This window comes from Curtobacterium sp. MCBD17_019, assembly GCF_003234555.1.
GTDB lineage: Bacteria > Actinomycetota > Actinomycetes > Actinomycetales > Microbacteriaceae > Curtobacterium.
Genome location: NZ_QKTT01000010.1, coordinates 37,672 through 62,581, shown reverse-complemented (window position 1 = coordinate 62,581; position 24,910 = coordinate 37,672). Strand labels below are relative to the sequence as shown.

General features: G+C 71.7%; 23 protein-coding genes and 1 tRNA gene. 19 read left to right on the top strand and 5 right to left on the bottom strand.

All coding sequences use genetic code 11. From position 1 onward, the window contains the following. The first annotated feature begins 38 nt into the window (after nt 1-38). From DEI82_RS10705 to DEI82_RS10685, 5 genes are all read left to right on the top strand, one after another. Nucleotides 39-782, top strand: coding sequence for an ABC transporter ATP-binding protein (locus tag DEI82_RS10705; protein ID WP_111008677.1), 744 nt, complete (start codon nt 39-41; stop codon nt 780-782). Beyond that, nucleotides 779-2,272, top strand: coding sequence for an ABC transporter permease (locus DEI82_RS10700; protein ID WP_111036754.1), 1,494 nt, complete (start codon nt 779-781; stop codon nt 2,270-2,272). Before DEI82_RS10705 ends, DEI82_RS10700 begins: the two co-directional genes overlap by 4 nt. Nucleotides 2,273-2,462: 190 nt before the next feature. Beyond that, complete coding sequence (gene leuA, locus DEI82_RS10695; protein ID WP_111036782.1) at nt 2,463-4,232, top strand: 2-isopropylmalate synthase; 1,770 nt, start codon at nt 2,463-2,465, stop codon at nt 4,230-4,232. A gap of 92 nt (nt 4,233-4,324) precedes the next feature. After that, nucleotides 4,325-5,113, top strand: a complete 789-nt coding sequence (gene recO, locus DEI82_RS10690) for a DNA repair protein RecO (protein WP_111036753.1) — start codon at nt 4,325-4,327, stop codon at nt 5,111-5,113. Beyond that, complete coding sequence (locus tag DEI82_RS10685; RefSeq protein ID WP_111012598.1) at nt 5,110-5,913, top strand: isoprenyl transferase; 804 nt, start codon at nt 5,110-5,112, stop codon at nt 5,911-5,913. Before recO ends, DEI82_RS10685 begins: the two co-directional genes overlap by 4 nt. Nucleotides 5,914-5,985: 72 nt before the next feature. Here the strand turns inward: DEI82_RS10685 and DEI82_RS10680 are convergent, their stop codons facing one another. Continuing rightward, nucleotides 5,986-6,807: a hypothetical protein gene (locus DEI82_RS10680; protein ID WP_146242896.1), complete on the bottom strand. Its 822-nt coding sequence runs from the start codon at nt 6,805-6,807 to the stop codon at nt 5,986-5,988. 213 nt (nt 6,808-7,020) lie between these two features. On the opposite strand from DEI82_RS10680, the gene DEI82_RS10675 reads away from it, so the two are divergent. The 3 genes from DEI82_RS10675 to DEI82_RS16235 all read left to right on the top strand — a co-directional run bounded on the left by DEI82_RS10675 (nt 7,021) and on the right by DEI82_RS16235 (nt 9,386). Further along, nucleotides 7,021-8,406, top strand: a complete 1,386-nt coding sequence (locus DEI82_RS10675) for a glycine--tRNA ligase (protein WP_111036751.1) — start codon at nt 7,021-7,023, stop codon at nt 8,404-8,406. Nucleotides 8,407-8,472: 66 nt separating this feature from the next. Then, a complete protein-coding gene (locus DEI82_RS10670; protein WP_111036750.1) occupies nt 8,473-9,216 on the top strand; it encodes a DsbA family protein in 744 nt (247 codons plus the stop codon). Beyond that, entirely contained in the window at nt 9,213-9,386 is a 174-nt protein-coding gene (locus tag DEI82_RS16235; RefSeq protein WP_181434648.1) for a hypothetical protein, read from the top strand. The genes DEI82_RS10670 and DEI82_RS16235 overlap by 4 nt, the downstream gene beginning before the upstream one ends. A gap of 143 nt (nt 9,387-9,529) precedes the next feature. Here DEI82_RS16235 and DEI82_RS10665 read toward each other — a convergent pair whose 3' ends face one another. Beyond that, nucleotides 9,530-10,021: an aminoacyl-tRNA deacylase gene (locus DEI82_RS10665; RefSeq protein WP_111036749.1), complete on the bottom strand. Its 492-nt coding sequence runs from the start codon at nt 10,019-10,021 to the stop codon at nt 9,530-9,532. Nucleotides 10,022-10,089: 68 nt separating this feature from the next. Here DEI82_RS10665 and dusB point away from each other — a divergent pair, with 68 nt between their 5' ends. From dusB to DEI82_RS10620, 9 genes are all read left to right on the top strand, one after another. After that, the gene (gene dusB / locus DEI82_RS10660; protein WP_111036748.1) at nt 10,090-11,244 is read left to right on the top strand and encodes a tRNA dihydrouridine synthase DusB; all 1,155 of its coding nucleotides are present in this window, start codon (nt 10,090-10,092) and stop codon (nt 11,242-11,244) included. After that, nucleotides 11,244-12,542: a deoxyguanosinetriphosphate triphosphohydrolase gene (locus DEI82_RS10655; RefSeq protein WP_111026099.1), complete on the top strand. Its 1,299-nt coding sequence runs from the start codon at nt 11,244-11,246 to the stop codon at nt 12,540-12,542. Before dusB ends, DEI82_RS10655 begins: the two co-directional genes overlap by 1 nt. Nucleotides 12,543-12,625: 83 nt before the next feature. After that, complete coding sequence (gene dnaG, locus DEI82_RS10650; protein WP_111036747.1) at nt 12,626-14,638, top strand: DNA primase; 2,013 nt, start codon at nt 12,626-12,628, stop codon at nt 14,636-14,638. A 217-nt stretch (nt 14,639-14,855) separates the two neighbouring features. After that, complete coding sequence (locus DEI82_RS10645; RefSeq protein ID WP_111036746.1) at nt 14,856-16,469, top strand: ABC transporter substrate-binding protein; 1,614 nt, start codon at nt 14,856-14,858, stop codon at nt 16,467-16,469. A gap of 156 nt (nt 16,470-16,625) precedes the next feature. Further along, nucleotides 16,626-17,720 carry an ABC transporter permease gene (locus DEI82_RS10640; RefSeq protein WP_375334626.1) on the top strand — a complete coding sequence of 365 codons (1,095 nt, stop codon included), beginning with the start codon at nt 16,626-16,628 and terminating at the stop codon, nt 17,718-17,720. A 1-nt stretch (nt 17,721) separates the two neighbouring features. After that, complete coding sequence (locus DEI82_RS10635) at nt 17,722-18,723, top strand: ABC transporter permease (protein ID WP_111008689.1); 1,002 nt, start codon at nt 17,722-17,724, stop codon at nt 18,721-18,723. After that, a complete protein-coding gene (locus DEI82_RS10630; RefSeq protein WP_111036745.1) occupies nt 18,720-20,432 on the top strand; it encodes an ABC transporter ATP-binding protein in 1,713 nt (570 codons plus the stop codon). The genes DEI82_RS10635 and DEI82_RS10630 overlap by 4 nt, the downstream gene beginning before the upstream one ends. A 31-nt stretch (nt 20,433-20,463) precedes the next feature. Then, nucleotides 20,464-21,375, top strand: coding sequence for an ATP-binding cassette domain-containing protein (locus DEI82_RS10625; protein ID WP_111036744.1), 912 nt, complete (start codon nt 20,464-20,466; stop codon nt 21,373-21,375). Continuing rightward, nucleotides 21,372-22,388, top strand: a complete 1,017-nt coding sequence (locus DEI82_RS10620; RefSeq protein ID WP_111036743.1) for a D-isomer specific 2-hydroxyacid dehydrogenase family protein — start codon at nt 21,372-21,374, stop codon at nt 22,386-22,388. The genes DEI82_RS10625 and DEI82_RS10620 overlap by 4 nt, the downstream gene beginning before the upstream one ends. Before the next feature lie 106 nt (nt 22,389-22,494). On the opposite strand, the gene DEI82_RS10615 is transcribed toward DEI82_RS10620, so the two are convergent. Together DEI82_RS10615 and DEI82_RS10610 are read right to left on the bottom strand one after the other, a co-directional pair. Beyond that, nucleotides 22,495-22,567: transfer RNA gene (locus DEI82_RS10615), tRNA-Asn, on the bottom strand. A 146-nt stretch (nt 22,568-22,713) separates the two neighbouring features. Continuing rightward, entirely contained in the window at nt 22,714-23,133 is a 420-nt protein-coding gene (locus tag DEI82_RS10610; protein WP_111036742.1) for a hypothetical protein, read from the bottom strand. 22 nt (nt 23,134-23,155) lie between these two features. Here DEI82_RS10610 and DEI82_RS10605 point away from each other — a divergent pair, with 22 nt between their 5' ends. Then, nucleotides 23,156-23,374, top strand: a complete 219-nt coding sequence (locus DEI82_RS10605; RefSeq protein WP_146242895.1) for a hypothetical protein — start codon at nt 23,156-23,158, stop codon at nt 23,372-23,374. Nucleotides 23,375-23,378: 4 nt separating this feature from the next. Here the strand turns inward: DEI82_RS10605 and def are convergent, their stop codons facing one another. Further along, nucleotides 23,379-23,954 (bottom strand): peptide deformylase, encoded by a 576-nt coding sequence (def, locus tag DEI82_RS10600; protein ID WP_111036740.1) that lies wholly within the window; start codon nt 23,952-23,954, stop codon nt 23,379-23,381. A gap of 41 nt (nt 23,955-23,995) precedes the next feature. Here def and DEI82_RS10595 point away from each other — a divergent pair, with 41 nt between their 5' ends. Continuing rightward, nucleotides 23,996-24,910 (top strand): multidrug DMT transporter permease, encoded by a 915-nt coding sequence (locus DEI82_RS10595; protein ID WP_258372037.1) that lies wholly within the window; start codon nt 23,996-23,998, stop codon nt 24,908-24,910.

Here is a 24,910-nt window from a genome sequence, read left to right as displayed (position 1 = left end):
GACGCGCGCCGGGCCTCCCGGCCGCCAGGCTCGGAGGCATGAACGAACCGATCATCCGTCTGGAACACGTCCGGAAGCAGTACGGCAGCGACGGCCGCGCGGTGGTCGCGCTCGACGACGTCAGCGTCACGATCGCCGCTGGTGCGTTCACGGCGGTGATGGGTCCCTCGGGCTCCGGCAAGTCGACGTTGATGCACGTCGCCGCGGGCCTCGACTCGGTCTCGAGTGGCCGGGTCGTGGTGGACGGCACCGACCTCACGACCCTCGACGACCGCGGACTCACCGACCTGCGCCGACGCCGCCTCGGGTTCGTGTTCCAGTCCTTCAACCTCGTCCCCACGCTCGACGTCCTCGAGAACATCGAGCTGCCGTTCCTGCTCGGAGGCCGCCGTCCGACCGCCGAGGAGCGGGACTTCATCGACCACCTCGTCGGTCGCCTCGGCCTGGCGGATCGACTCGACCACCGACCCCACGAGCTGTCGGGCGGCCAGCAGCAGCGCGTGGCGATCGCGCGCGCGCTCGCCACCCGTCCCGCCGTCGTCGTCGCGGACGAGCCGACCGGAGCCCTCGATTCCCGCACCGGGAGGGACGTCCTCGCGATCCTCCGCGGTGCCGTCGGCGAGTGGGGACAGAGCGTCGTCATGGTGACGCACGACGCCGTCGCGGCCGCCAACGCGGACCGCATCCTGTTCCTCGCCGACGGACGGGTGGTCGGGGACCGGCCGTCCATGACGCCGGCGGAGATCTCGACGACGATGCTCGGGATGGAGGCCGCGGCATGAGCTCGACCAGCGGTACGGACGCGGCCATCGCGTCCCGGACGCCACGGCCGCTCCGACGCCCGACCCGACGGCCGACGGCTCGAGGACTCGACACGCTGCGCGCCTTCCGCCCGACGCTGCTCGTCGCGGCGCTCGCCTCGATGTTCGGGACGGTGCTCGTCATCACGCCCGGTGTGGTCGCCGACGCACTGCGCGCCATCGGGCTCGAGGACGTCGGCTCGGTCCAGGCGGTGCTGTCGGTGGTCGGGTGGGTGTTCCTCGCGGTCGCCGTCTACGTCGGCTCGATCGTCACCGCGAACACCTGCAGCACGATCATCGCCGGGCAGACGCGGGTCCTCGCCCTGCAGCGGCTCGTCGGGGCGACCGGGGCGGCCCTCCGGCGTGGCATCGGTCGGTCGGGGGTCCTGGTCGGCGTGGTGGGAGCGCTCCTCGGCGGTGTCCTGGGCGTGGGGGTCGCCGCCGTCGTCGTCGCGATGCTGCGTGCCCGACACTTCCTGCCGGACACCACGTACGACCTCGTGCCCGCGGGCATCGTGCTCCCGGTCGGCGCGGTGGTCGTCGCGACCTGGGCGGCGTTCCGGGCGGGGAGCCGGCGCGTGCTCGCCGTGACGCCCCTGCAGGCGCTGTCGAACACGGTCGAACCCACCGCCGCCGACCTCCGCGCCGGTCGTGGTCGCCGCGCGGTCGCGATCACGCTGCTCGTCGTGGGCGCGGCGTCCATGCTCCTCGCCGTCGCGCTCGGCGGCGTCACCGTGCTCGCCGTGCTGCCGGGCACCTTCGGCGCGTTCGTCTCGTTCTCGGGCGTCGTCGTCGGTGCACCGCTCGTCATGCCGCCGGTCCTCGCGTTGGCCGGACGGATCGGCTCCCGTGACCCGGTCGTGCTGCTCGCGGGGCGGAACGCGCTCCGCGCCCCGGGACGCACCGCACGCGCGGTGATCGGACTCGTGATCGGCGTGACGCTGCTCGTCACGTTCGCGGTCGCGCTCGGGATCCTCCAGCACGTCTCGGCGCTCTCGGTGCGGGAACTCGGTGGCGGCTCGGCGGCGTCCGCGGCGACCATCCGCTCCGAGGACCACTTCTTCGCCCAGCTCAACGCGGTCGTCAGCGCACTCGTCGGGTTCTCCGGCGTCCTCGCCGCGGTGGGTGTCGTCAACGCTCTGGCGCTCGGGGTCGTGCAGCGGCGCCGCGAGCTCGGCCTCCTCCGCGTGCTCGGCCTGACCGCGTCACAGGTCCGGCGCATGATCGTGACCGAGGCCGTCCAGATGGTCGCTGCCGCCGTCGTCACCGGACTGGTGCTCGGTGTCGTCTACGGCTGGCTGGCGGCGCGGACGCTGCTCGGAACGCTGCACTTCCCGCTGACGCCCGTCCTGCCACCGGTGACCGTGGCGGTGGTGGTGGGCGGCGCGCTCCTCCTCGCCGTCGTGGCGACTGTCGCTCCGGTGCGTCGGGCGATGCGGGTGACGCCGCGTGAGGCCCTCGCGGTCGACTGAGGGGTGCGGGCCACCGCAGCGGCCACCTGGGCGTCATCGCCCACGGTGGCCGCTGCGGTGCTACCGTGGGTGCCGATGCACGCTGCACTCCTCCTCCTTCGCCGCCGCGACGAGGCCTGACCACCGGCCCCCCTCGTCGCGGAGTCCGTCGTCGGCCGACACGAGACCAGCAACGAAGCGAGTGACCACCATGCAGAACACGCAGCGCCCCTCCGGGATGCCGATCCACAAGTACGTCCCCTTCTCCGAGCAGATCACGGTCGACCTGCCGGACCGCACCTGGCCGACGAAGCAGATCGCCGAGGCACCCCGCTGGTGCGCGGTCGACCTCCGTGACGGCAACCAGGCCCTCATCGACCCGATGGACGCCGACCGCAAGCGGGCGATGTTCGACCTGCTCGTGCGCATGGGCTACAAGGAGATCGAGGTCGGGTTCCCCAGCGCCTCGCAGACCGACTTCGACTTCGTCCGCAGTCTGATCGACGAAGGCGCGATCCCGGACGACGTGACGATCCAGGTCCTGACGCAGGCCCGTGAGCACCTCATCGCCCGCACCTACGAGGCGATCGACGGGGCGAAGCAGGCCATCGTCCACTTGTACAACTCGACGAGCGTCGTCCAGCGTGACGTCGTCTTCCGGACCGACGTCCAGGGGGTCGTCGACATCGCGCTCGAGGGCGCCCGGATGTGCAAGGCCGCCGAGGCCACACTCCGTCACGGCACCACGGTGTACTACGAGTACTCGCCGGAGTCGTACACGGGCACCGAGCTCGAGGTCGCGCTGCGCATCTGCAACGAGGTGCTCGAGGTCCTCGAGCCGACACCGGAGCGCAAGGTCGTCATCAACCTGCCCGCCACCGTCGAGATGGCGACGCCGAACGTCTACGCCGACTCGATCGAGTGGATGTCGCGGAACCTGAACCACCGGCAGAACGTGATCCTGTCGCTCCACCCGCACAACGACCGCGGCACCGCCGTCGCCGCGGCCGAGCTCGGGTACATGGCCGGCGCCGACCGGATCGAGGGCTGCCTGTTCGGCAACGGGGAGCGGACGGGCAACGTGGACCTCGTCGCGCTCGGCATGAACCTGTTCACGCAGGGCATCGACCCGATGATCGACTTCTCGGACATCGACCAGGTCAAGCGCACGGTCGAGTACTGCAACCAGCTGCCCGTGCCCGAGCGACAGCCCTGGGCGGGCGACCTCGTGTACACCGCGTTCAGCGGGTCGCACCAGGACGCCATCAAGAAGGGGCTCGAGGCCATGACGGCCCGGGCCGAGGCAGCGGGCAGCAGCGTCGACGACATGGTCTGGGCGGTGCCGTACCTGCCCGTCGACCCGAAGGACATCGGCCGGAGCTACGAAGCGGTCATCCGCGTGAACTCCCAGTCCGGCAAGGGTGGTGTCGCGTACCTGCTCAAGCAGGACCACGCCCTGGACCTGCCGCGCAGGCTGCAGATCGAGTTCTCCGGCGTGGTGCAGCGGCGGACCGATGCCGAAGGCGGCGAGTTCACGTCCGAGGCGATCTGGGAGCTGTTCAGCGACGAGTACCTGCCGGCGCCCGCCGAGGACGACAAGTGGGGCCGCTACGAGCTCACGAAGACGGCGACGTCGAGCGACTTCGGTGGGACCACGCAGCTCACCGTGACGATGCGCGTCGACGACGGCGGGGTGGACGCCCAGGCGATCGGGACCGGCCCGATCGACGCGTTCATCCGGATCCTCGCCGACCAGGGCGTCGCGGTGACGCTGTACGACTACGTCGAGCACACCATGAGCGCCTCCGGTGACGCCAAGGCCGCCGCGTACGTCGAGCTCGACGTCGATGGCTCCCGCCTGTGGGGCGTCGGCATCGACGCCGACATCGCGACCGCCTCGCTCAAGGCGATCGTGTCGGCCGTCAACCGCGCGGTGCGCGCCGGTGCCGTCGCCGGGGAGGCCGTGCTCGCGTCCGCCTGACGCCCTGCGCCGGCGCCGTCGGAGGCCCTGCGCCAGCGCGTGGTCGGAGGCCCTGCGCCGGCGCCGTCGGAGGCCCGTGGGATCATGGTCCGGTGCCCCTGTACCGCGACGAGTGCGTCGTCCTCCGCACCCACAAGCTGGGTGAGGCGGACCGTATCGTCACGATGCTGAGCCGGCAGCACGGCAAGGTCCGCGCCGTGGCGAAGGGCGTCCGGCGCACCGCGAGCAAGTTCGGTGCGCGCCTCGAGCCGTTCATGGTCGTCGACGCGCAGTTCTACGAGGGCCGGTCGCTCGACATCGTGACGCAGGCCGAGTCGATCGGGTCGTACGGGGCGCAGATCGTCGCCGACTACGGCAGCTACACGGCCGCCAGTGCCATGGTCGAGACCGCCGACCGGCTGAGCGACGCCGATGCGGGCCTGCAGCAGTACCTGCTCCTCGTCGGGGCGCTCCGGTCGCTGTCCCGGCAGGAGCACGCGTCGAGCCTGACCCTCGACTCCTACCTGCTCCGCGCGATGAGCATCGCGGGATGGGCCCCGAGCTTCCGGGACTGCGCCGTCACCGGCGATCCCGGCCCGCACTCGGCGTTCGTCGTGCAGCTCGGCGGGGTCGTCGCGGACCGGGCGGCGCCGCCGGGCTCGCCACGGCTCGATCCCGTGACGCTCGGCCTGCTCGGTGCGCTGCTCGCCGGGGACTGGGCGACGGCCGACGCGGCGGACGAGCGGACGCGCTCCCGGGCCTCCGGCGTGGTCGCGGCGTACGCGCAGTGGCACCTGGAACGATCGTTGCGCTCCCTCCCGCACGTCGACCGGAGCGAGCACCCCGTTCCGGTGACCCCCGGATCGGCCGCAGGACGAGCAGAAGGAACCCCGATCGCATGAGCCCCCGCCGATCCGTGCCAGCGGAACCGTTCCGACCGCTGGACTGGACCGGTGAACAGCCGCCGTCCCTCCCGGCCGGCGCAGTCCCGGAGCACGTCGCCGTCGTCATGGACGGCAACGGGCGATGGGCGAACGAGCGCGGCCTGACCCGCATCGAGGGGCACCGCGCGGGCGAGGCGTCGTTGCTCGACGTCGTCGCGGGTGCGGTCCAGATCGGCGTGAAGCACCTGTCGGCGTACGCGTTCTCGACCGAGAACTGGAAGCGGTCCCCGGACGAGGTGCGGTTCCTCATGGGGTTCAACCGCGAGGTCCTGCACCGCCGTCGAGACCAGCTGAACGAGTGGGGCGTCCGCGTGCGCTGGGCCGGACGCAAGCCGCGGCTGTGGCGGAGCGTCATCGACGAGCTGCAGTACGCGGAGCGGATGACCGCGCACAACGACCGGCTGACGCTGACGATGTGCGTCAACTACGGCGGCCGCACCGAGATCGCCGACGCGGTCCGGAGCATCGCGGACGACGTCGCGGCGGGTCGGATGCGGCCGGCACAGGTCACGGAGAAGGCGATCGCCCGGCGGCTCTACACGCCGGAGATGCCCGATGTCGACCTGTTCGTCCGGAGCTCGGGGGAGCAGCGGACGAGCAACTTCCTGCTCTGGCAGTCGGCGTACGCCGAGATGGTGTTCCTCGACCGCCTGTGGCCGGACTTCCGCCGGCAGGACCTCTGGGACGCCATCCAGCTGTACGCCTCGCGGGACCGACGGTTCGGTGGGGCGGTGGACGCGCCGACGCCGCGCGCCTGAAGCGCGACCGACCCGGTCGACCAGCCCCGCACCGCGGCGCGGGACCGGTCGACCTGCCGGATCGTGGCTGCGTCAGACGACGGTCGAGTGGTACCCGGATGCGACGAGCTGCTCACCCCGGAGGGTGAGGACGGCGCTCGAGTGCTCGCTGCCGTCCGCATCGTCCTTGCCCGGAGCCGGGCCGGTCCAGGTCACGTCGATCGCGGCGCCCGACACGGCGATGCTGTGCAGCGACACGATGTTGTGCGAGAGCTGCTCGGGGGCGTAGACGGACACGAACCGGAGCGTCGAGCCGCCCGTCCACCGCCACACGCCGACCACCTCGGGCCAGGGCACTCCACCGGCGTCGCAGTACAGGCCCGCGACGACGTCGTGACTCCCGGCGCCCTCGAGTGCGCCGACGCTCGTCAGCGCTGCCTCGGGGCGGCCCGTGCCGACGAGGTAGGAGAGCGCCACGGTCCCGGCGTGGCCCGCCTGGGCGGGCAGTGTGCCGTGCACGAGGGTCCCGGCGGTGTGCCGGCACAGTGCCGGGACGGGTGCGTCCTGGAGCATCGCGACGAGCGCGCCACTGCTCGGTGTACTCGGAGCGGCGGCAGCGGCCGCCGCGGCGGACGTCGAGGCCGAGGCGGCGGACGCCGAGGCCGCTGCAGCGGCCTCGGCGGCGGACGGCGCCGGCGTCGCGTGCGGGTTGGACGTGGTCGCGGGCGCCGACGGGGTCGACGTCGCGCTCGCGGTCGTTCTCGTCGTGGAGCGGTGCGCGACCGCGGTCCCCTCGGGCCGGGTCGCGGCCGCGCTGCAGCCGGTGATCGCGAGGGCGGTGGTGACGCCGAGCGCGATCGTGGTCCCCCAAGCGAGCGCACGGCTGCTGCCGCCACGCACGCGGTGTGTTGTCATCGGATCTCGTCCTGTCGTTCGTGGTGTTTGCTGACTGATCGTCAACTGGACATGACGGTACGCATTCCCCGACGACCTGGCGTACCGGTCCGGTCACGGTCCGCTCGGTGTCGGCTGTGGCGCTGAGCGCCCGCACAGGCGGAGTGCCGCCGGTAGCATTGCCCGGTACGTCACCGCACCGGGCATCCAGCTCGGCGACCTCTGGAGCACCCTTTGGCACAGCCCTCCCGTCTCGACAACGTCATCGCCCTCGCGAAACGTCGTGGCTTCGTCTTCCAGTCCGGCGAGATCTACGGCGGATCGCGGTCGGCGTGGGACTACGGGCCCCTCGGCGTCGAGCTCAAGGAGAACATCAAGCGCCAGTGGTGGCAGCGGTTCGTCCGCGGCCGTGGGGACATGGTGGGCCTCGACTCCGCGGTGATCCTGCCCCGCAAGGTGTGGGAGGCCTCGGGTCACGTCGCGACCTTCACGGACCCGCTCGTCGAGTGCCTGCACTGCCACCACCGGTTCCGGCAGGACCACCTGGTGGACGCGTTCGTCGCGAAGAAGGACCGGCAGCCCGAGGGCGGCATGGCCGAGATCGCCTGCCCGAACTGCGGCACGCGCGGCCAGTGGACCGAGCCGCAGAACTTCTCGGGGATGCTCAAGACCTACCTCGGGCCCGTCGACAACGAGGAGGGCCTGAACTTCCTCCGGCCGGAGACCGCGCAGGGCATCTTCGTCGACTTCGCGCAGGTCGTCACCACGAGCCGGATGAAGCCCCCGTTCGGCATCGGCCAGGTCGGCAAGGCATTCCGCAACGAGATCACGCCCGGCAACTTCATCTTCCGGACGCGTGAGTTCGAGCAGATGGAGATCGAGTACTTCGTGCCCCCGGCCGAGGCCGCCGAGTGGTACGAGCGCTGGATCACGGACGCCGTCGCCTGGTACACCGACCTGGGCATCGACCCGGAGCACCTGCGTCGCTTCGACGTGCCGGACGGCGAGCGGGCGCACTACTCCGACGCCACCGCGGACATCGAGTACCGCTTCGGTTTCGTGTCGGGGGAGTGGGGCGAGCTCATGGGCGTCGCGAACCGCACCGACTTCGACCTGACGAACCACATCAACGCGTCGGGCCAGGACCTCCGGTACTTCGACCAGGCGTCCGGCGAGCGGTACACGCCGTACGTCATCGAACCGTCGTTCGGACTCACCCGCGCCCTCATGGCGTTCCTGCTCGACGCCTACCACGAGGACGAGGCCCCGAACGCCAAGGGCGGCGTCGACAAGCGCACGGTCCTGCGCCTGGACCCCCGTCTCGCCCCGGTCAAGGCCGCCGTGCTGCCGCTGTCGCGCAACGAGCAGCTGTCGCCCGTCGCGCGCGGCCTCGCCGACGACCTCCGACAGTTGTGGAACGTCGACTTCGACGACGCCGGTGCGATCGGCCGTCGGTACCGCCGGCACGACGAGATCGGCACCCCGTTCTGCATCACCGTCGACTTCGACACGCTCGAGGACCGCGCCGTCACCGTCCGCGAGCGCGACACGATGGGGCAGGAGCGCGTGGCGCTCGACCAGCTCCAGGGGTACCTCGGGTCACGCCTCGTCGGCGCGTAGTCGATCGGCCGCCCCGGCCCTCCCGACCGCGGGAATGCGGCCGGGAGGGCCGGGGTTGCGCCCGTCATGAGCGAAACCGTGAAGGTCGATGTCTGGTCCGACATCGCCTGCCCCTGGTGTTACATCGGCAAGCGCAGGTTCGAGGCGGGGGCGGCGGCCTTCACGGCCGGGTCCGCGGAGGCCACCGGGATCGAGATCGAGTACCACTCGTTCGAGCTCAGCCCGGACACCCCGGTCGACTTCGAGGGCAACGAGGCGGAGTTCCTGGCGCGCCACAAGGGGCTGCCGGTCGCGCAGGCGCAGCAGATGATCGACACGGTGACGGGGATCGCGGCCGGGGTCGGCCTCGAGTACCACTACGACACGCTCCACCACACGAACACGGTGAAGGCGCACCAGGTGATCCACCTCGCCAAGACCAAGGGCCTGCAGCTGCCCATGGTCGAGCGCATGTTCGCCGCCTACTTCGTGGAGGGTCGCCACGTCGGGCACGACGACGACCTGGCGGACCTCGGTGCCGAGGTCGGTCTCGACCGTGACGAGGTCCTCGCCGTCCTCCGGGACGACGCGCAGCTCGACGCGGTGCGTGCCGACCAGGCACAGGCGCAGGCGTTCGGCATCACGGGCGTCCCGTTCTTCGTCATCGACGGCAAGTACGGCGTCTCGGGCGCCCAGGATCCCGCCACCTTCACGCAGGTGCTCGAGCAGGTGGTCGCGATGCGGACCGCGGACGACGTCGCCGCGACGACGGCGCGAGCAGCTGACGACGCGGACGCCGACGCGGCGGTCGTCGCCGAGGGCGCACGATGAGCGCGCTGCCGGGTCTCGACGGACGGGAGGCGGTGCAGCGACCGGTCCCGCTCCTCCCGACTGGTGGTGGACTGGTGGCGCTCGACCTGGCCGGAGGCGCGCCGGTCTGCGAGGGCGACGTCTGCTTCGTGCCGGGTGCCGAGGGCGCCTGGACCGAGGTCCCTGACTAGACCGCCGACGCGCCATCAGGGGCGCGAGATCGCAGTCGTTGCCGTTCTGGGCGCGGCGACAGTGGCAACGACTGCGATCTCGCGGAACGGGGCCGGGCCGGCCCGGGCCCGCCCGGGGCGGGCGGGGCCGGGGCCGGGGCGGGTCAGGAGCGCTGCGGTTCCTCGTCGGTGATGTCCGCGAGGACGGCGCCGTAGGCGGCGACGAGCGCGTCCGCGTCGACGAAGGCGCTCGCGCCGTGACGACCGCTGCCCATCGCGATGCGGCGGCCGGCGATCCGCTCGTCGGCGTACACCGGCCACGGCGTCGTGCTGCCGATCGGCGTGATCGTGCCGCGTTCGTAGCCGGTGGCCTCGAGCGCGGTACCCGCGTCGGGCATCGACAGCTTGTTGACACCGACGACCGCGCGGAGCTTCTTCCAGGCGATGCTGCGGCCGCCCGGCACGAGCGCGAACAGGTACCCGCCGTCGTGCCGCTTGACCACGAGCGACTTGACGATGTCACCGGGCTGGATGCCGAGCGCGGCCGCGGCCTCCCCGAGCGAGGCGGACGGGCCCCGCTCCACGATCTCGACCTCGAGCCCACGAGCGTCGGCGTCGGCGGCGAAGCGTTCGGGGCCGTCCATGGCGGTCGTCATGCCCGAGACGCTAACAGGGGGATCCGGCGCGGCGCTCCGACACCGAGCATCTGGGACAATGGAGGACGATGACGATCACGAGTGCACCCGCAGCGCCCCTGCGCATCGGCCCCATCGAGGTCGCGGCGCCGGTCGTGCTCGCCCCCATGGCGGGGATCACCAACATGGCGTACCGCCGCCTCTGCCGCGAGTACGGCGCCGGCCTCTACGTGTGCGAGATGATCACGTCGCGGGCGCTCGTCGAGCGGACCCCGGTGTCGATGCAGCTCATCCAGCACCACGAGTCCGAGACCCCGCGGTCGATCCAGCTGTACGGCGTCGAGCCGAACACGGTCGCCGAGGCGGCGACCATGCTCGTCGCGGAGGACCGCGCCGACCACATCGACCTGAACTTCGGGTGCCCCGTGCCGAAGGTCACCCGCAAGGGCGGAGGGGCAGCACTGCCCTGGAAACTGGACCTGTTCCGCGAGCTCGTGACCAAGACGGTCCGCGCCGCTGGTGACGTGCCGGTCACGGTCAAGATGCGCAAGGGGATCGACGCGGACCACCTGACGTACCTCGACGCCGCGCGGATCGCGCGGGACGCCGGTGTCGCGGCGATCTCGCTCCACGCGCGGACGGCGAACGAGCACTACTCGGGCCAGGCGGACTGGTCGGCGATCGCGACCCTCAAGGAGACGATCACCGACGTCCCCGTCCTCGGCAACGGTGACATCTGGTCGGCGGCGGACGCCCTGCGGATGGTCGACGAGACCGGGTGCGACGGCGTCGTCGTCGGGCGCGGGTGCCTCGGACGTCCGTGGCTGTTCGGCGACCTGGCGGCGGCCTTCCGCGGCGAGGACGTCCGGGCGATGCCCACGCTGGGCGAGGTCGCGGTCGCCTTCCGGCGGCACGCGGAACTCCTCGTCGAGTTCCTCGAGTCCGAGGAGCACGGTTGCCGCGACATCCGGAAGCACGTCGCCTGGTACTTCAAGGGCTACCCGATCGGCGGTGAGGTCCGATCCGCACTCGCGATGGCGTCGAGTCTGCAGGAGATCGACGACCTCCTCGGCCGACTCGACTGGTCCGCTCCCTACCCGGGTGCCGACGTCGAGGGCCCACGGGGTCGCGCGGGACACCCGAAGAAGACCGCGCTGCCGGACCGATGGCTCGAGAGCCGCGACGTCGACGCGGAGTTCCGGCAGGTCCTCGCCGCGGCCGAGCTGCACCACTCGGGCGGCTGATGGACTCCCTGACGGGGCACGGCGGGTTGGCGAGCTACGGCCCCGCCGACGCCGAGCGGTGGCTGCCCGAGGAACACTCGAGCCGACGGAGCGACTTCGCCCGTGACCGCGCCCGCCTGCTGCACTCGAGCGCGCTCCGGCGGCTCGCGGCCAAGACGCAGGTGCTCAGCCCGACCACCGGCCTCGACTTCGCCCGCAACCGCCTGACGCACTCGCTCGAGGTCGCCCAGGTCGGACGGGAGCTCGCGGACAGCCTCGGGCTCGACCCGGACGTCGTGGACACCGCGTGCCTGGCCCACGACATCGGACACCCGCCGTTCGGCCACAACGGCGAGACCGCGATCAACGCCTGGGCGGCGGACATCGGCGGGTTCGAGGGCAACGCGCAGACGCTCCGGCTCCTCACGCGCATCGAGCCGAAGCTCTACGGCGAGGACGGCCGGCCGTACGGACTGAACCTGACGCGGGCGAGCCTCGACGCGAGCTGCAAGTACCCGTGGCCAGCGGCGCAGGGCGTGCTCGAACCGTCGTCGGGCCGGCGGAAGTTCGGGTTCTACGACGACGACGTCGACGCGTTCACGTGGCTCCGCTCGGGCGCACCACGGCGGCAGCGGTGCATCGAGGCCCAGGTCATGGACCTGTCCGACGACATCGCGTACTCGGTGCACGACTTCGAGGACGCCGTCGTGGCCGGGTTCATCGACGTGGCCGCCCTCGGGGACCGCGTCGGCGAGAACGACATCGTGTCCGCCATGCACGCCTGGGTCGGCGACACCCTGAGCCGGGACGAACTCCTCGAGGCGTTCGATCGGCTGCGGTCGCTGTCGTTGTGGATGACCTCGTACGACGGCTCCCGCGTCGCGCAGGCCCGGCTCAAGAACCTGACGAGCCAGTTCATCGGCCGGTTCGCCCGCACCGCGACCCAGGCGACGCGGGCCTCCTACGCCTCGGGCAGCCTGGTCCGGTTCGCGGCGAGCGTCGTCGTCCCGCCCGAGATCATCGGCGAGATCGCGGTGCTCAAGGGCATCGTCGCGGCCTTCGTCATGACGCAGGGCGACCGGCAGCCCGTGTACGAACGCCAGCGGGCGGTGCTCACCGAACTCCTCGACGCGCTCGTCGCGGCGGAGGACCGCGAGCTCGAGCCCGGGTTCGCCGCGGACTGGCGGGCGGCCACCGACGACGCCGGCCGGCGTCGAGCCGTCGTGGACCAGGTCGCGAGCCTGACCGACCAAGGCGCGCTCGCATGGCACAAGCGCCTCGTCGCGGGCGTGCGCGAGACCGTGCACATCGCGGTCTGAACCCGGTCCCGCGGCGCGGGGCTTGTCCACCTCCCGACGCCGGGTCCGCAGTCGGGGTCGGCGCCGCCGCGTAGGATCGTCGCGTGGCGGGACTCATCACGCGGGACGACATCGACGAGGTGCGTCAGCGTGTGAACATCGCCGACGTCGTGGGGGACTACGTGACGCTGAAGTCCGCCGGCGTCGGTTCCCTCAAGGGACTCTGCCCGTTCCACGACGAGCGGAGCCCCTCGTTCCACGTGCGGCCCCAGGTCGGTCGGTACCACTGCTTCGGGTGCGGCGAGGACGGCGACGTCTACAGCTTCCTCATGAAGATGGACCACACGACGTTCCAGGAGGCCGTCGAGCGGATGGCCGCCAAGATCGGCTTCACGCTCCACTACGAGGACGGCGACGGCCCCCGCACCGACCACAACACGCGTGCCCGCCTGCTCGCCGCGAACGAGGCCGCGGCCACCTGGTTCATCGAGCAGCTCACGACCCCGGGTGCCGAACCCGCCCGGCGGTTCCTCGGCGAACGCGGGTTCGACCCCGCCGCGGCGGCGCGGTTCGGCATCGGGTTCGCCCCGAAGTCGTACGACGCCCTCCGGGACCACCTGCGCGGACGGGGGTTCAGCCTCGAGGAGATCGTCACCGCCGGCCTCGTCAGCCAGGGCGATCGTTCCCCGTACGACCGCTTCCGCGGACGGCTCATCTGGCCCATCCGCGACGTGACGGGAGCCACCATCGGCTTCGGCGCGCGGCGGCTGCTCGACGACGACAAGGGGCCGAAGTACCTCAACACCCCCGAGACGCCCGTGTACCACAAGAGCCAGGTGCTCTACGGGCTCGACCTCGCCCGCCGTGACATCTCGAAGAGCAAGCAGGTCGTCATCGTCGAGGGCTACACCGACGTCATGGCGTGCCACCTCGCGGGTGTGACGACGGCCGTCGCGACCTGTGGCACGGCGTTCGGGGTCGACCACATCAAGGTGCTCCGCCCCATGCTCGGCGACGTGTCCGGACGCGACCCGTCGGCCACGGGCGAGGTGGTGTTCACCTTCGACCCCGACGAGGCCGGACAACGTGCCGCCTCCCGTGCCTTCGCCGAGGAACAGCGGTTCGCCGCGCAGACGTTCGTCGCGGTCGCCCCGGGCGGACTCGACCCGTGCGACCTCCGCCTCGCTCGGGGTGACGACGCGATCCGCCGGCTCGTCGCCGGGCGACGCCCGATGTTCGAGTTCATGATCCGGCGGACGCTGGACGGCCACGACCTCGAGACGGTCGAGGGGCGTGTGGCAGCGCTGCGGGCCGCGGCTCCCGTGCTCGCCGGCATCCGGGACCGCGCGATGACGCAGGGCTACGTCCGCGAACTCGCCGGCTGGCTCGGCATGGACATCGGTGAGGTCCGCAGCGCCGTCGAGACCGCGCGGCGCCGGCAGGGCACCTCCGGTGACGCTGCTGGGCCGGGACGATCCGCCGCGGCGGGGTCCCGGTACGCCGATGACACCGGGGGAGTCCGCGGTGCCGACCGCCGCACGGGAGCAGCATTCGGCGCGGCCGGGGCCCGTGCGCTCGCGGCGGGTGGCACGGGCGGCACCGGTGCCCCGACCCCGGACGACGCCCCGACCGCGACGCTCCGCGCGCTCCCGAACGACCCGATCACGCGCATGGAGCGCGACGCCGTCATGGCGATGGTCCAGCAGCCCGAACGGGTCGGTGCCACGCTCGTCGGGCTCACGGCGGGTGCGGTGTTCACGGCCCCGGTGCTCGCGGTCGTGCGCGACGCCGTCGTGGCGAACGGGGACGCACTCGGTGGACCGGGGTGGCTCGACCGAGTGCTCGGCGACGTGCCCGGGCCGTTCGCCCCGTTCGTCCAGGAACTCGCCGTCGCGCCGCTGCCCGCCCGTACGGACGAGGACCTGGCGTTGTACTGCCGCAGCATCGTCGTGGCCCTCGTCGAACGGGACCTGCTCGCCCGGAAGGCGTCCCTGCTCGGACAGCTCCAGCGCACCGACCCGCACGAGCAGGCCGATCGCCGCGCCGAGCTCCAGCGGCAGCTCGTCGCGATCGACGCGCAGCGGATGCGGCTCAAAGCGGACGCCGAGTCGGCTTGACGCCGCGCGCCGAATCGCGCCGCCGCTCGCCGACTCGCGCCGACGGGCGCCGGAGCACGCTTCCGTCCGGCCGGACGGTATTACGACGGTGTAAACAAACGTCCCCCGATTCGTCCTCCAGGTGGCGGGGGTGCCAATCTTGAGTGTCCTCGCGCGCCCAGCAGATCCACACGCGCGACCGAGGACTCCTGCATCCATGACAGAGAGGCATACGGACATGGCTTCCGTGACCAAGCTGGGCAAGCGCGCCGCCGTGCTCGCCGGAGGGGCCCTGGCGACGACGCTCGTGCTCACCGGCTGTGCGGGCGGCGGCTCGTCCTCGAACCTGAACGGCCTGATCGTCGGCACGAGCGACAGCATCGTCTCGCTGGACCCGGCCGGGTCGTACGACACCGGGTCCTTCGTGGTCCAGAACCAGGTGTTCCCGTTCCTCATGAACACGCCGTCGGGCAGCCCGGACGTCAAGCCGGACATCGCGACCAAGGGCACCTTCACGAACCCGACGACCTACACGGTCACCCTCAAGAAGGGCCTCGAGTTCGCGAACGGGCACAAGCTCACCTCGAGCGACGTCAAGTTCTCGTTCGACCGCGAGGTCAAGATCAACAACGCGAACGGCCCGCAGTCGCTGCTCGCCAACATGAAGAGCATCTCGACCCCGAACGCGACGACGGTCGTGTTCCACCTGAACCACGCCGACCAGACCTGGCCGCAGGTGCTGTCGAGCCCGGCCGGCCCCATCGTCGACGAGCAGGTGTTCTCGGCGACCAAGCTGACGCCGGCGTCGAAGATCGTCTCCGGCGACGCCTTCGCGGGACAGTACAAGATCACGTCGTACAAGCAGAACGACCTCATCCAGTACGCCCGCAACGACAAGTACGACGGCGTGCTCGGCAAGGCGAAGACCGACCAGGTCACGGCGCAGTACTTCACCAAGGAGACCGACCTCAAGCTCGCGGTGCAGAAGGGCGACGTCGACGTGGCGTACCGCTCCTTCACGCCGACCGACGTCACGAACCTGGCGAAGAAGAAGAACCTCAAGGTCACCTACGGCCCGGGCGGCGAGCTCCGCTACGTCGTGTTCAACTTCAACACGCAGCCGTTCGGCGCGACGACGAGCGAGAAGGACCCGGCCAAGGCCCTCGCGGTCCGCAAGGCCGTCGCCGACGTCGTGGACCGCAACGCCCTGGCCAAGCAGGTCTACGACAACACCTACACGCCGGCGTACTCGATGGTGCCGGACGGCCTGACCGGTGCGACCACGCCGTTCAAGACGCTCTACGGCGACGGCAACGGCGGCCCGGACGTCCAGAAGGCGAAGAAGACCCTCGCCGACGCGGGTGTGACCGGCAAGGTGACGCTCAACATCCAGTACGCGCCGGACCACTACGGCGAGGCGAGCGACGACGAGTACGCGCTCCTCAAGACCCAGCTCGAGAACTCGGGCCTGTTCGACGTCAACATCCAGTCGACGCTGTACACGACCTACTCGGCCGAGCGCGTGAAGGACGCCTACCCGGAGTACCAGCTCGGCTGGTTCCCGGACTTCTCGGACGCGGACAACTACCTGTCGCCGTTCTTCACGAAGGACAACTTCGTGCAGAACCACTACGACGACCCGACGATCCAGAAGCTGATCGCGCAGGAGCAGGCGGAGTCCGACAAGACGAAGCGTGCGGACATCATCGGTCAGGCGCAGCAGCGTGAGGCCGAGCAGATCTCGACCCTGCCCCTCCTCCAGGGCAAGCAGGTCGCCGTCGCGAGCAAGGACGTCAAGGGCCTCGTGCTCGACCCCTCGTTCAAGTTCCGGTACGGGACGCTCACCAAGTAATCTCGGCACCACGTGCAGGGGGCGCTCCGACCGGGGCGCCCCCTCTCGTTGCCCGGCCGGGAGGACCGGGGCGACCCCGGTACGGTCCGCACGCCGACGAGGCGGGCGCGAACCGTCCCTCCCGACCGGCACCGGACAGAAAGGCACACAGCACTCGTGACCGTGACCAACGCGGACCCCGTGGCGGCGGAGCCGACGAAGGCGACCGCCGCTCGTCGCTCGGCCGGCGGGGGAGGGCTCGGACGGTACGTCCTCGTCCGGTTCCTCCTCATCTTCCCGACCGTCTTCATCCTCGTGACGCTCGTGTTCTTCCTCATGCGCGTCATCGGGAACCCGATCGTCGCCTCGGTGGGAGGGCGCCTGACGCCCGAGCAGCTGCAGGCGCGGTTGCACGCCGCGGGCTACGACCGTCCGGTGATCGTGCAGTACCTGCAGTACCTCGGACAGATCGTCCGCGGCGACTTCGGCACGACGGTCACGGACCACCGGCCGATCAGCCAGATCATCCTCGAGTACGGCGGCGCCACGGTCGAGCTCGTGTTCTACGCGCTCATCATCGCGCTCGTGCTCGGCATCCCGCTCGGCATGCTCGCCGCGTACATGCGCGACAAGTGGCCGGACGTGCTCCTCCGGGGCCTGGCGATCCTGACGTACGCGACCCCCGTGTTCTTCGGCGGTCTGCTGCTCAAGCTCGTGTTCTCGATCTGGCTCGGGTGGCTGCCGCTCGGCGACCGCGCCTCGACCCGGGTCGAACTCGCGCTGAACAACGTCCCCGGCGCAACGGGCATCTACCTCGTCGACGCGCTCCGGACCGGGAACGGCGTCATCATCGGCGACGTCCTGCAGCACGCGGTGCTGCCGGCGTTCACGCTCGGTCTGCTGACGGCGGGCATCTTCCTGCGCCTCGTCCGCGCGAACATGATCGGCTCCCTCGGGTCCGACTACGTCGACGCCGCCCGGTCGCGTGGCGTCCGCGAGTCCCGGCTCGTGCGCACGCACGCGTTCCGGCCCGCCCTCGTGCCGATCATCACCGTCATGGGGCTGCAGATCGCCATGCTCCTCGGCGGGTCCGTGCTCACCGAGACGACCTTCGGGTGGCGGGGACTCGGGTTCGAGCTCCAGCAGTACCTGTCCGCGCGCGACTTCGTCGCCGTGCAGGGGATCGTCGCGGTCCTCGCCGTCATCGTCGCCGTCACGAACTTCGTCGTCGACGTGGTCGCGGCGCTCATCGACCCGAGAGTGAGGTACTGAGATGTCCGACGTGGCCCTCCTCGACCGCCGCGAGGCCTGGTGGAAGCGCCTGCCGATCGTCGAACAGCTCCGGCGGAGCGTCGGCTGGCAGCGGGCGATGCTCGTCACCGGAGTCGTCATCTGCGCGCTGTTCCTGCTCGTCGCCCTCTTCGCGCCGCTCATCGCGCCGTACGGGTTCGCGCAGTTGCAGGACGGCGCGGGCCATCCGTTCCCACGCACCGGCGCCCCGAGCAGCACGCACGTCTGGGGCACGACCGTCGGTGGGTTCGACGTGTTCAGCCGGGTGGTGTTCGGCGCCCGCACCGCGGTCCTCGTGGTCGTCGTCGCTGTCGTGATCTCCATCGTCGTCGGCGTCCTGCTCGGCATGGTCTCCGGGTACATCGGCGGCTGGCTCGACCGGGTGCTCGTGGTCGTCGCCGACGCCGTGTACGCGTTCCCGTCCCTCCTGCTCGCGATCGTCGTGTCGATCGTGATCTCCGGCGGTCAGTCGAGCTACGCGGGCGGCATCGTCTCGGCAGGCATCTCGATCACGGTCGTGTACGTGCCGCAGTACTTCCGCGTCATCCGTGCCGAGGCCGTCCGGCTCAAGGGCGAGGCGTTCGTGGAGTCGGCCCGCGTCGTGGGCACGAACCCGTGGCGCATCATGACGCGCCACGTGCTCCGCAACGCGACGCGCAGCCTGCCGCTCATCCTGACGCTCAACGCGTCGGACGCGATCCTGACGCTCGCGAGCCTCGGGTTCCTCGGCTTCGGCATCGGCCCGACCGCGGGCTCGGAGTGGGGGTACGACCTCAACCGCGCCCTGTCCGACACCGCGAGCGGGATCTGGTGGACGGGTGTCTACCCGGGCATCGCGATCGTGCTGCTCGTGCTCGGGGTCACCTTCATCGGCGAGAGCCTCAACGACATCTCCGACCCCCGCCTCCGTGCGCGCCGCCGCGCGAAGCAGCGGGTCACCGAGCGGCCGGTCCCGGCCGCGGCCACGGAAGGAGCGGGCGCATGACGGACGCGACGAACGAGGCGGGCGCCGCGCCGCGCCTCCAGAACGGTCGGAGCACCGGGGAGGCGGTGGCGACCGTCGATGACCTGTCGGTCACCTTCGCCACGGACAACGGTGCGGTCGCCGCGGTCGACCACGTGTCGATCGACGTGCGGCCGGGTGAGGTCCTGGCCCTGGTCGGCGAGTCCGGGTCCGGCAAGTCGGTGACGGCCCGGAGCATGCTGCGGCTGCTCCCGGAGACCGCCACCGTGTCGGGTGCGGTCGTGCTCGGCGGCGACGACGTCGTGCGCGTCTCGTCGCAGCGGCTCCGGGAACTCCGCGGCACCGCGGGCGCGATGGTGTTCCAGGAGCCGTCGACCGCGCTGAACCCCGTGTTCACGGTCGGATGGCAGATCGCCGAGGGCATCCGTGCCCACGGTGGGGTCTCGAAGCACGAGGCCCGGAAGCGCGCCATCGAGTACCTGCGCCGCGTCGGGATCCCCGACCCCGAGCAGCGGGTCGACCACTACCCGCACCAGTTCTCCGGCGGTCAGAAGCAGCGCGTCGTCATCGCCATGGCCCTCGTCCTCGAGCCGAGCGTGATCATCGCGGACGAGCCGACGACGGCCCTCGACGTCACCGTGCAGGCGGAGATCCTCGACCTGCTCCGGCGCTGCCGCGACGAGTTCGGTGCCGCCATCGTCCTCATCACCCACAACATGGGCGTGGTCGCCGACCTCGCGGACCGGGTGGCCGTGATGTACCAGGGCGAGGTCGTCGAGGAGGCCGACGTACGGACGCTGTTCGCCGCGCCGACCGCCGACTACACGAAGCGCCTGCTCGCGGCCGTGCCGCGGCTGTCGGCCGCGACGACGAGCGACCGGCGGGCGCTGGTCGACGAGTCCGTCGCGCCGGTCGTGCGGGCTCGCGGTCTCGAGATCGAGTACCCGGGGCGGCTCGGATCGCCCGCGTTCCGCGCCGTCAAGGGCGTCGACCTGGTGATCCGCCCGGGCGAGGTCCTGGGACTCGTGGGCGAGTCGGGGTCCGGCAAGACGACCATCGGCCGGGCGATCGCGGGCCTCACGCGCGCGACCGGCGGGTCCCTCGAGGTGCTCGGCACCCAGATGCTCGGCTACCGCGAGCGCGACTTCAAGCCCCGTCGCAAGGAGATCGGGTTCGTGTTCCAGGACCCCGCGACGAGCTTCAACCCGCTGCTGACGATCGCGGAGGCCGTGGCCGAGCCGCTCGTCGTGCACGGTGAGGCCCGGTCCCCGCGCGCCGCCCGCGCACGGGTCGACGAACTGCTCGAGGCCGTCCAGCTGCCCCGGGCGTACGGCGAGCGGTTCCCGCACGAGCTCTCGGGCGGTCAGCGGCAGCGCGCGTCGCTCGCGCGGTCGCTCGCGCTGCGGCCGAAGCTGCTCATCGCCGACGAACCGACGAGTGCGCTCGACGTGTCCGTGCAGGCCCGCGTGCTCGAACTGTTCCTCGAGCTCCAGCAGGACCTCGGGTTCGCGTCGTTGTTCATCAGCCACGACCTCGCCGTCGTCGGCGCGCTGTCCGACCGGATCGCCGTGCTGTACCGCGGCGACCTCGTCGAGGAGGGCACCGCGGCCGAGGTCCTCGGCGCGCCCCGGCATCCGTACACCCAGCGCCTCCTCGCGTCCCTGCCGGTGCCGGACCCGGCGGAGCAGGCGGAGCGACGGCGTACCCTGGAGCAGCTGGCGGCGCAGTGATCGACGGCTCCCGCGATCAGGAAGGGGACGCATGGTCGGGGTGAACGGTCCCGCGGTCATCGCGGACGACGTGTCGATCGAGTACCGCGGCACCGGTGCGGCCCGGCCGGTCCGTGCCGTCGACGGCGTCAGCCTCACGGTGCAGCAGGGCGAGATCCTCGCCGTGCTCGGTGGTTCCGGGTCGGGCAAGTCGACCCTCGCCGCGGCGATCGCCGGACAGGTGGGGGACCCGCGCGAGGGCGAGGCGTCGGCCCGTCGGCACATCGTCGGCGGCGAGCTCACCGTGCTCGGACAGGGCCTGCGTCGGCTCGGCACGCACTCGCGGCGCCGCACCCGGCTGACCGGCACGATCGGCTACCTGAGTCAGGACGCGGCCGACCACCTGAGCCCGGACCTGACCGTCGGCGAGGCGATCGCCGAGCCGGTGTACGCGCGGGACCGACGGTTCGACCGGAAGGTCGCCGGCCTCATGGTCGCGCGCCTCGTCGACGCCGTGCACCTGCCGCTCGGGATCATGCGCTCGCACACGTGGGAGCTCTCGAGCGGGCAGCGGCAGCGCGTCGCCCTCGCCCGGGCGCTCGTGCTCGAGCCGCAGCTCCTCGTGGCCGACGAGCCCGCGCGGGGCGTCGACGTCCTCGTCCGCCAGTCCGTGCTCGAGGCCCTCGCGACCATCCAGCGCGCCCTCGGGTTCTCGGCGGTCGTCGTCTCGAGCGACGTCCGGGAGGCCCGTGCCCTGGCCGACCGCGTCGCCGTGCTCCGCGAGGGGCGGCTCGTCGGGCTCGGCACCTTCGACGAGGTGTTCGACGCGCCACTCGACCCCTACGTCAAGACCCTCGCCGCGACCGCCGCACGGCCCGTCAAGCGGGCCAAGCCGACCTCGCGTCGGATGGCACCTCCGATCGAGACGGCCGTCGCGGCCACGACCACCGAAGGAACCGTGTGAGCACCAACGAACGGCAGCAGGCGACCCGCGGCCACCGCGCCGTCGTGACCGACGCCGGACGGCCCCTCCCGGGACCGGTCCCGACCCCGGGCCCGGTCGCGGTCCTCCCGGCCCCGGCGGACCTGCACGTCGCCGCGGTGGAGGCGGCGGGCGGCTCCGTCGCGCCGGCCTCGGCGGACACGCGGGGCATCGTCTGGCTCGACGCGCGCGACGCGCAGGGCCTGGCGGACGCACTCGCGGCCTCACCCGGCGTGACGTGGGTCCAGCTGCCGTTCGCCGGTGTCGACGCCTTCGCCGACCTCATCGCCGACCACGGCGACCGCGTGCTGTTCACGAGCGCGAAGGGTGCCTACGCGGAGCCGGTGGCCGAGCACGCGCTCGCCCTGACGCTCGCGACGCTCCGCGTGCTGCCGAAGCGCGCCCGGGCGACGAGCTGGGCGACCGAGCCCGAGGGCGTGTCGCTGTACGGACGGAACGTCGTGGTCATCGGTGCGGGCGGGATCGCCCTCGAGTACATCCGGTTGCTCGCCCCGTTCGACACCGAGGTCACCGTCGTCCGACGGTCCTCGGAGCCCGTGCCCGGAGCGGCGCGCACCGTCACCGTCGACCACATCGACGAGGTCCTGCCGGATGCCGACGTCGTGATGATCGCCGCCGCGATGACGTCCGGCACCGCGCGACTGCTCGACGCCGACCGCCTGGCGCGCATGCGTCCCTCGGTCCGGATCGTGAACATCGCCCGTGGCGGACTCGTCGACACCGACGCGCTGCTCGCTGCGCTGCGGAGCGGGCAGATCGCCGGCGCGGGCCTCGACGTCACCGATCCCGAACCGTTGCCCGACGGCCACCCCCTGTGGGACGAGCCGGGCGTGGTCATCACGCCCCACCAGGCGGACACCCCGGACATGGTGGCGCCGCTGCTCGCCGAACGGATCCGCGTGAACACCGCGGCGTTCCTCAGTGGTGACGGCACCGGGTTCATCGGGGTCGTCGATCCGGCTGCCGGGTACTGATCGCAGGTGCCGGCGGCCCGGCGCCGGCCCGGCTCGCTGTTCCTCGTCGACTCGGCGGGAACGGCAACGGCCCCCCGCAGATGCGGAGGGCCGTTGCCGTGGATCGCTCCCCGACTTGGACTCGAACCAAGAACCTGCCGGTTAACAGCCGGCTGCTCTGCCAATTGAGCTATCGAGGAATGCTGCTGAACAGCGGGTACGAGCATACCAGCACTCCGGGCTCGCCACGACCACGGGGCCGCATCCCGGGCGCGTCACGCTCCGAGCTGACACCGGTGCGGTCACGTCGGATGCCCGTCCGCACCAGGAGACCCTGTTAGCGTTCTCAGGTGCGGATCGTCCGGAGGAGCGCGGCGTCGGCGACGGCGCTCGGGCTGGCGCTCGCGTCGCTGCTGGCCCTGGGCGCGTGCACGACGAACGAGCCGGCCGCGCCGCCCACCGCGGGCGCGCTGCCGTCGACCGCGAGCCCGCAGGCACCCGGCCCGGCCTCGGGATCCTCGAGGACCGCAGCAGGCGCGGGTGCGTCAGCGGACACGGGGGCCTCGTCGGACACCGCTCCGGGCACGGGCACGGGCACGGGGGCGGGTACGGACAGCGTCGGCGCGAGCCCCGTCGTGTTCGCCTTCCGCTGCCGGACCACGACGAGCAGGAGCGCGACGGACGGCGTCCCCGACGACGACTCCGGCGACGTCACGCTCTTCACCACGTACGCCGCCGCATGGGAGGCCCGGAGTCGCTCCTGCACCGCCGTGCGGATCGCCGGGTCGGTGCCGTCCGACCAACAGCGCGCCGCCGTGGCGGCGGCGGGCGGGGCGCTCGGGCTCCGCGCGCTCGCGGGCCGGTGCGCAGAGGTCGGGACCGGTCCCTTCGACGGCAGGGTGGCCTCCCGACATGCGTTGCTCGAGGCCCGTGCCGTCGTCCTCTACTGCCCGGGGCACCCGCAGATCGCGCGCGTGCGCGCCGCCATCGCCGCGGTCGAGGAGTGAGGGCTCAGCCTTCCGGGTGGTCGCGACCGGGGAGCCAGGACTTGCCCGGCACCCCCCAGCTCTGCTTGCGCACCGCCTTGAGTGCGGCCTTGCCGTGCGGGTGGGACAACCGGTCGGCGTAGAGCACGCCGTCCAGGTGGTCGTACTCGTGCTGGAAGACGCGGGCGAGCCAGCCGTGCGCCTCGATCTCGTACGGGGTGCCGTCGACGTCCTGCGCGCGGAGGATGGCGCCCTCGGCCCGACGGAGCGGGAACCGCTCGCCCGGGATGGACAGGCAGCCCTCGGACTCCTCGTCCTCGTCGAGGTCCGCGTGGGTCTCCGGGACGAGGGGCGACGTCCACAGCACGGGGTTCACCGCCGCGCCCCGCCAGAGCTCGCCGTCGTCGTCGGTCCACGAGAACACGAACAGACGCTTGGCGACCCCGACCTGCGGCCCGGCCAGCCCGACGCCCGGAGCGAGGTCCATGGTGGCGTACATGTCGTCGACGAGCGCACGGAGTCCGTCGTCGAAGGCGGTGACCTCGGTCGCAGGAGCGTGGAGCACGGGATCGCCCGTGATGCGGATCGGGAGGACGGCCATTCGTCCAGGCTATCGGCCAGCCGAGCGGTAGCCTCGACCCCGTGGCGCCGGACCTCGTCGATCTCACCGATCGCATCAACATGACGCCGTTCCAGGCGCTCATGATCCCGGTGGCCCTCGTCGGCAGCGTCTTCCTGTCGCTCGGCGCGCACTTCCAGAGCGCCGGCGTGCACCGGGTCGAGGCGCGCATCGGCAGGCAGTCCGGCGGCCTGTCGGTCCGGCACGTGCTCGCGCTCGTCGGCAGTGGATCGTGGGTGCTCGGCACCCTCATGCTCGGGTGCGCCGTGGTCCTCCAACTCGTCAGCATCACCTTCGCGCCGCTCATCGTCGTGCAGCCACTCGGGGCCGTCGCCCTCGTCATCACGACGTGGTTCTCGACGCGCTCCTCGGGCGTCCCGCTCGACGCACCCTCGCGTCGGGCGGTGTGGACCTGCATCGTCGGCGTCGGGATCTTCGTGGGGATCGCCGCGCTCGTCGGACACGAGACGCCGATCTCGCACAGTCAGCTCGTGACGGTGCTCGTCGTCCTCGCCGTCGTGCTGGCGATCGTGCTGCTGTCCTTCCGGCTCGTCCGCAGGCGGCGCAACCCCCTGTACTTCATCGTCGGGGCCGGGATCCTCTACGGCTTCGTCGCCACGCTCGCCAAGGTGACGCTGAACCGTGTGGTGAACGGCACGTTCGACTGGGTGACCGCCGTCGCGATCGCGGGGGTGATCGTCGCCGCGGTACTCGGCGGCTACTTCGTCCAGAACGCCTACGCCAGCGGATCGCCGGACCTCGTGATCGCCGGCCTGACGGTCATCGACCCGATCGTCGCCGTGGGGATCGGCATCGTCGTCCTGCGCGAGGCCACCGGTGCGCCGTGGTTCGCCGTGGCCGGGTTCCTCCTCGCCGCGGCGATCGCGATCACGGGCGTGTTCCAGTTGGCGAAACACCACCCCGAGGCGCGACGCTGA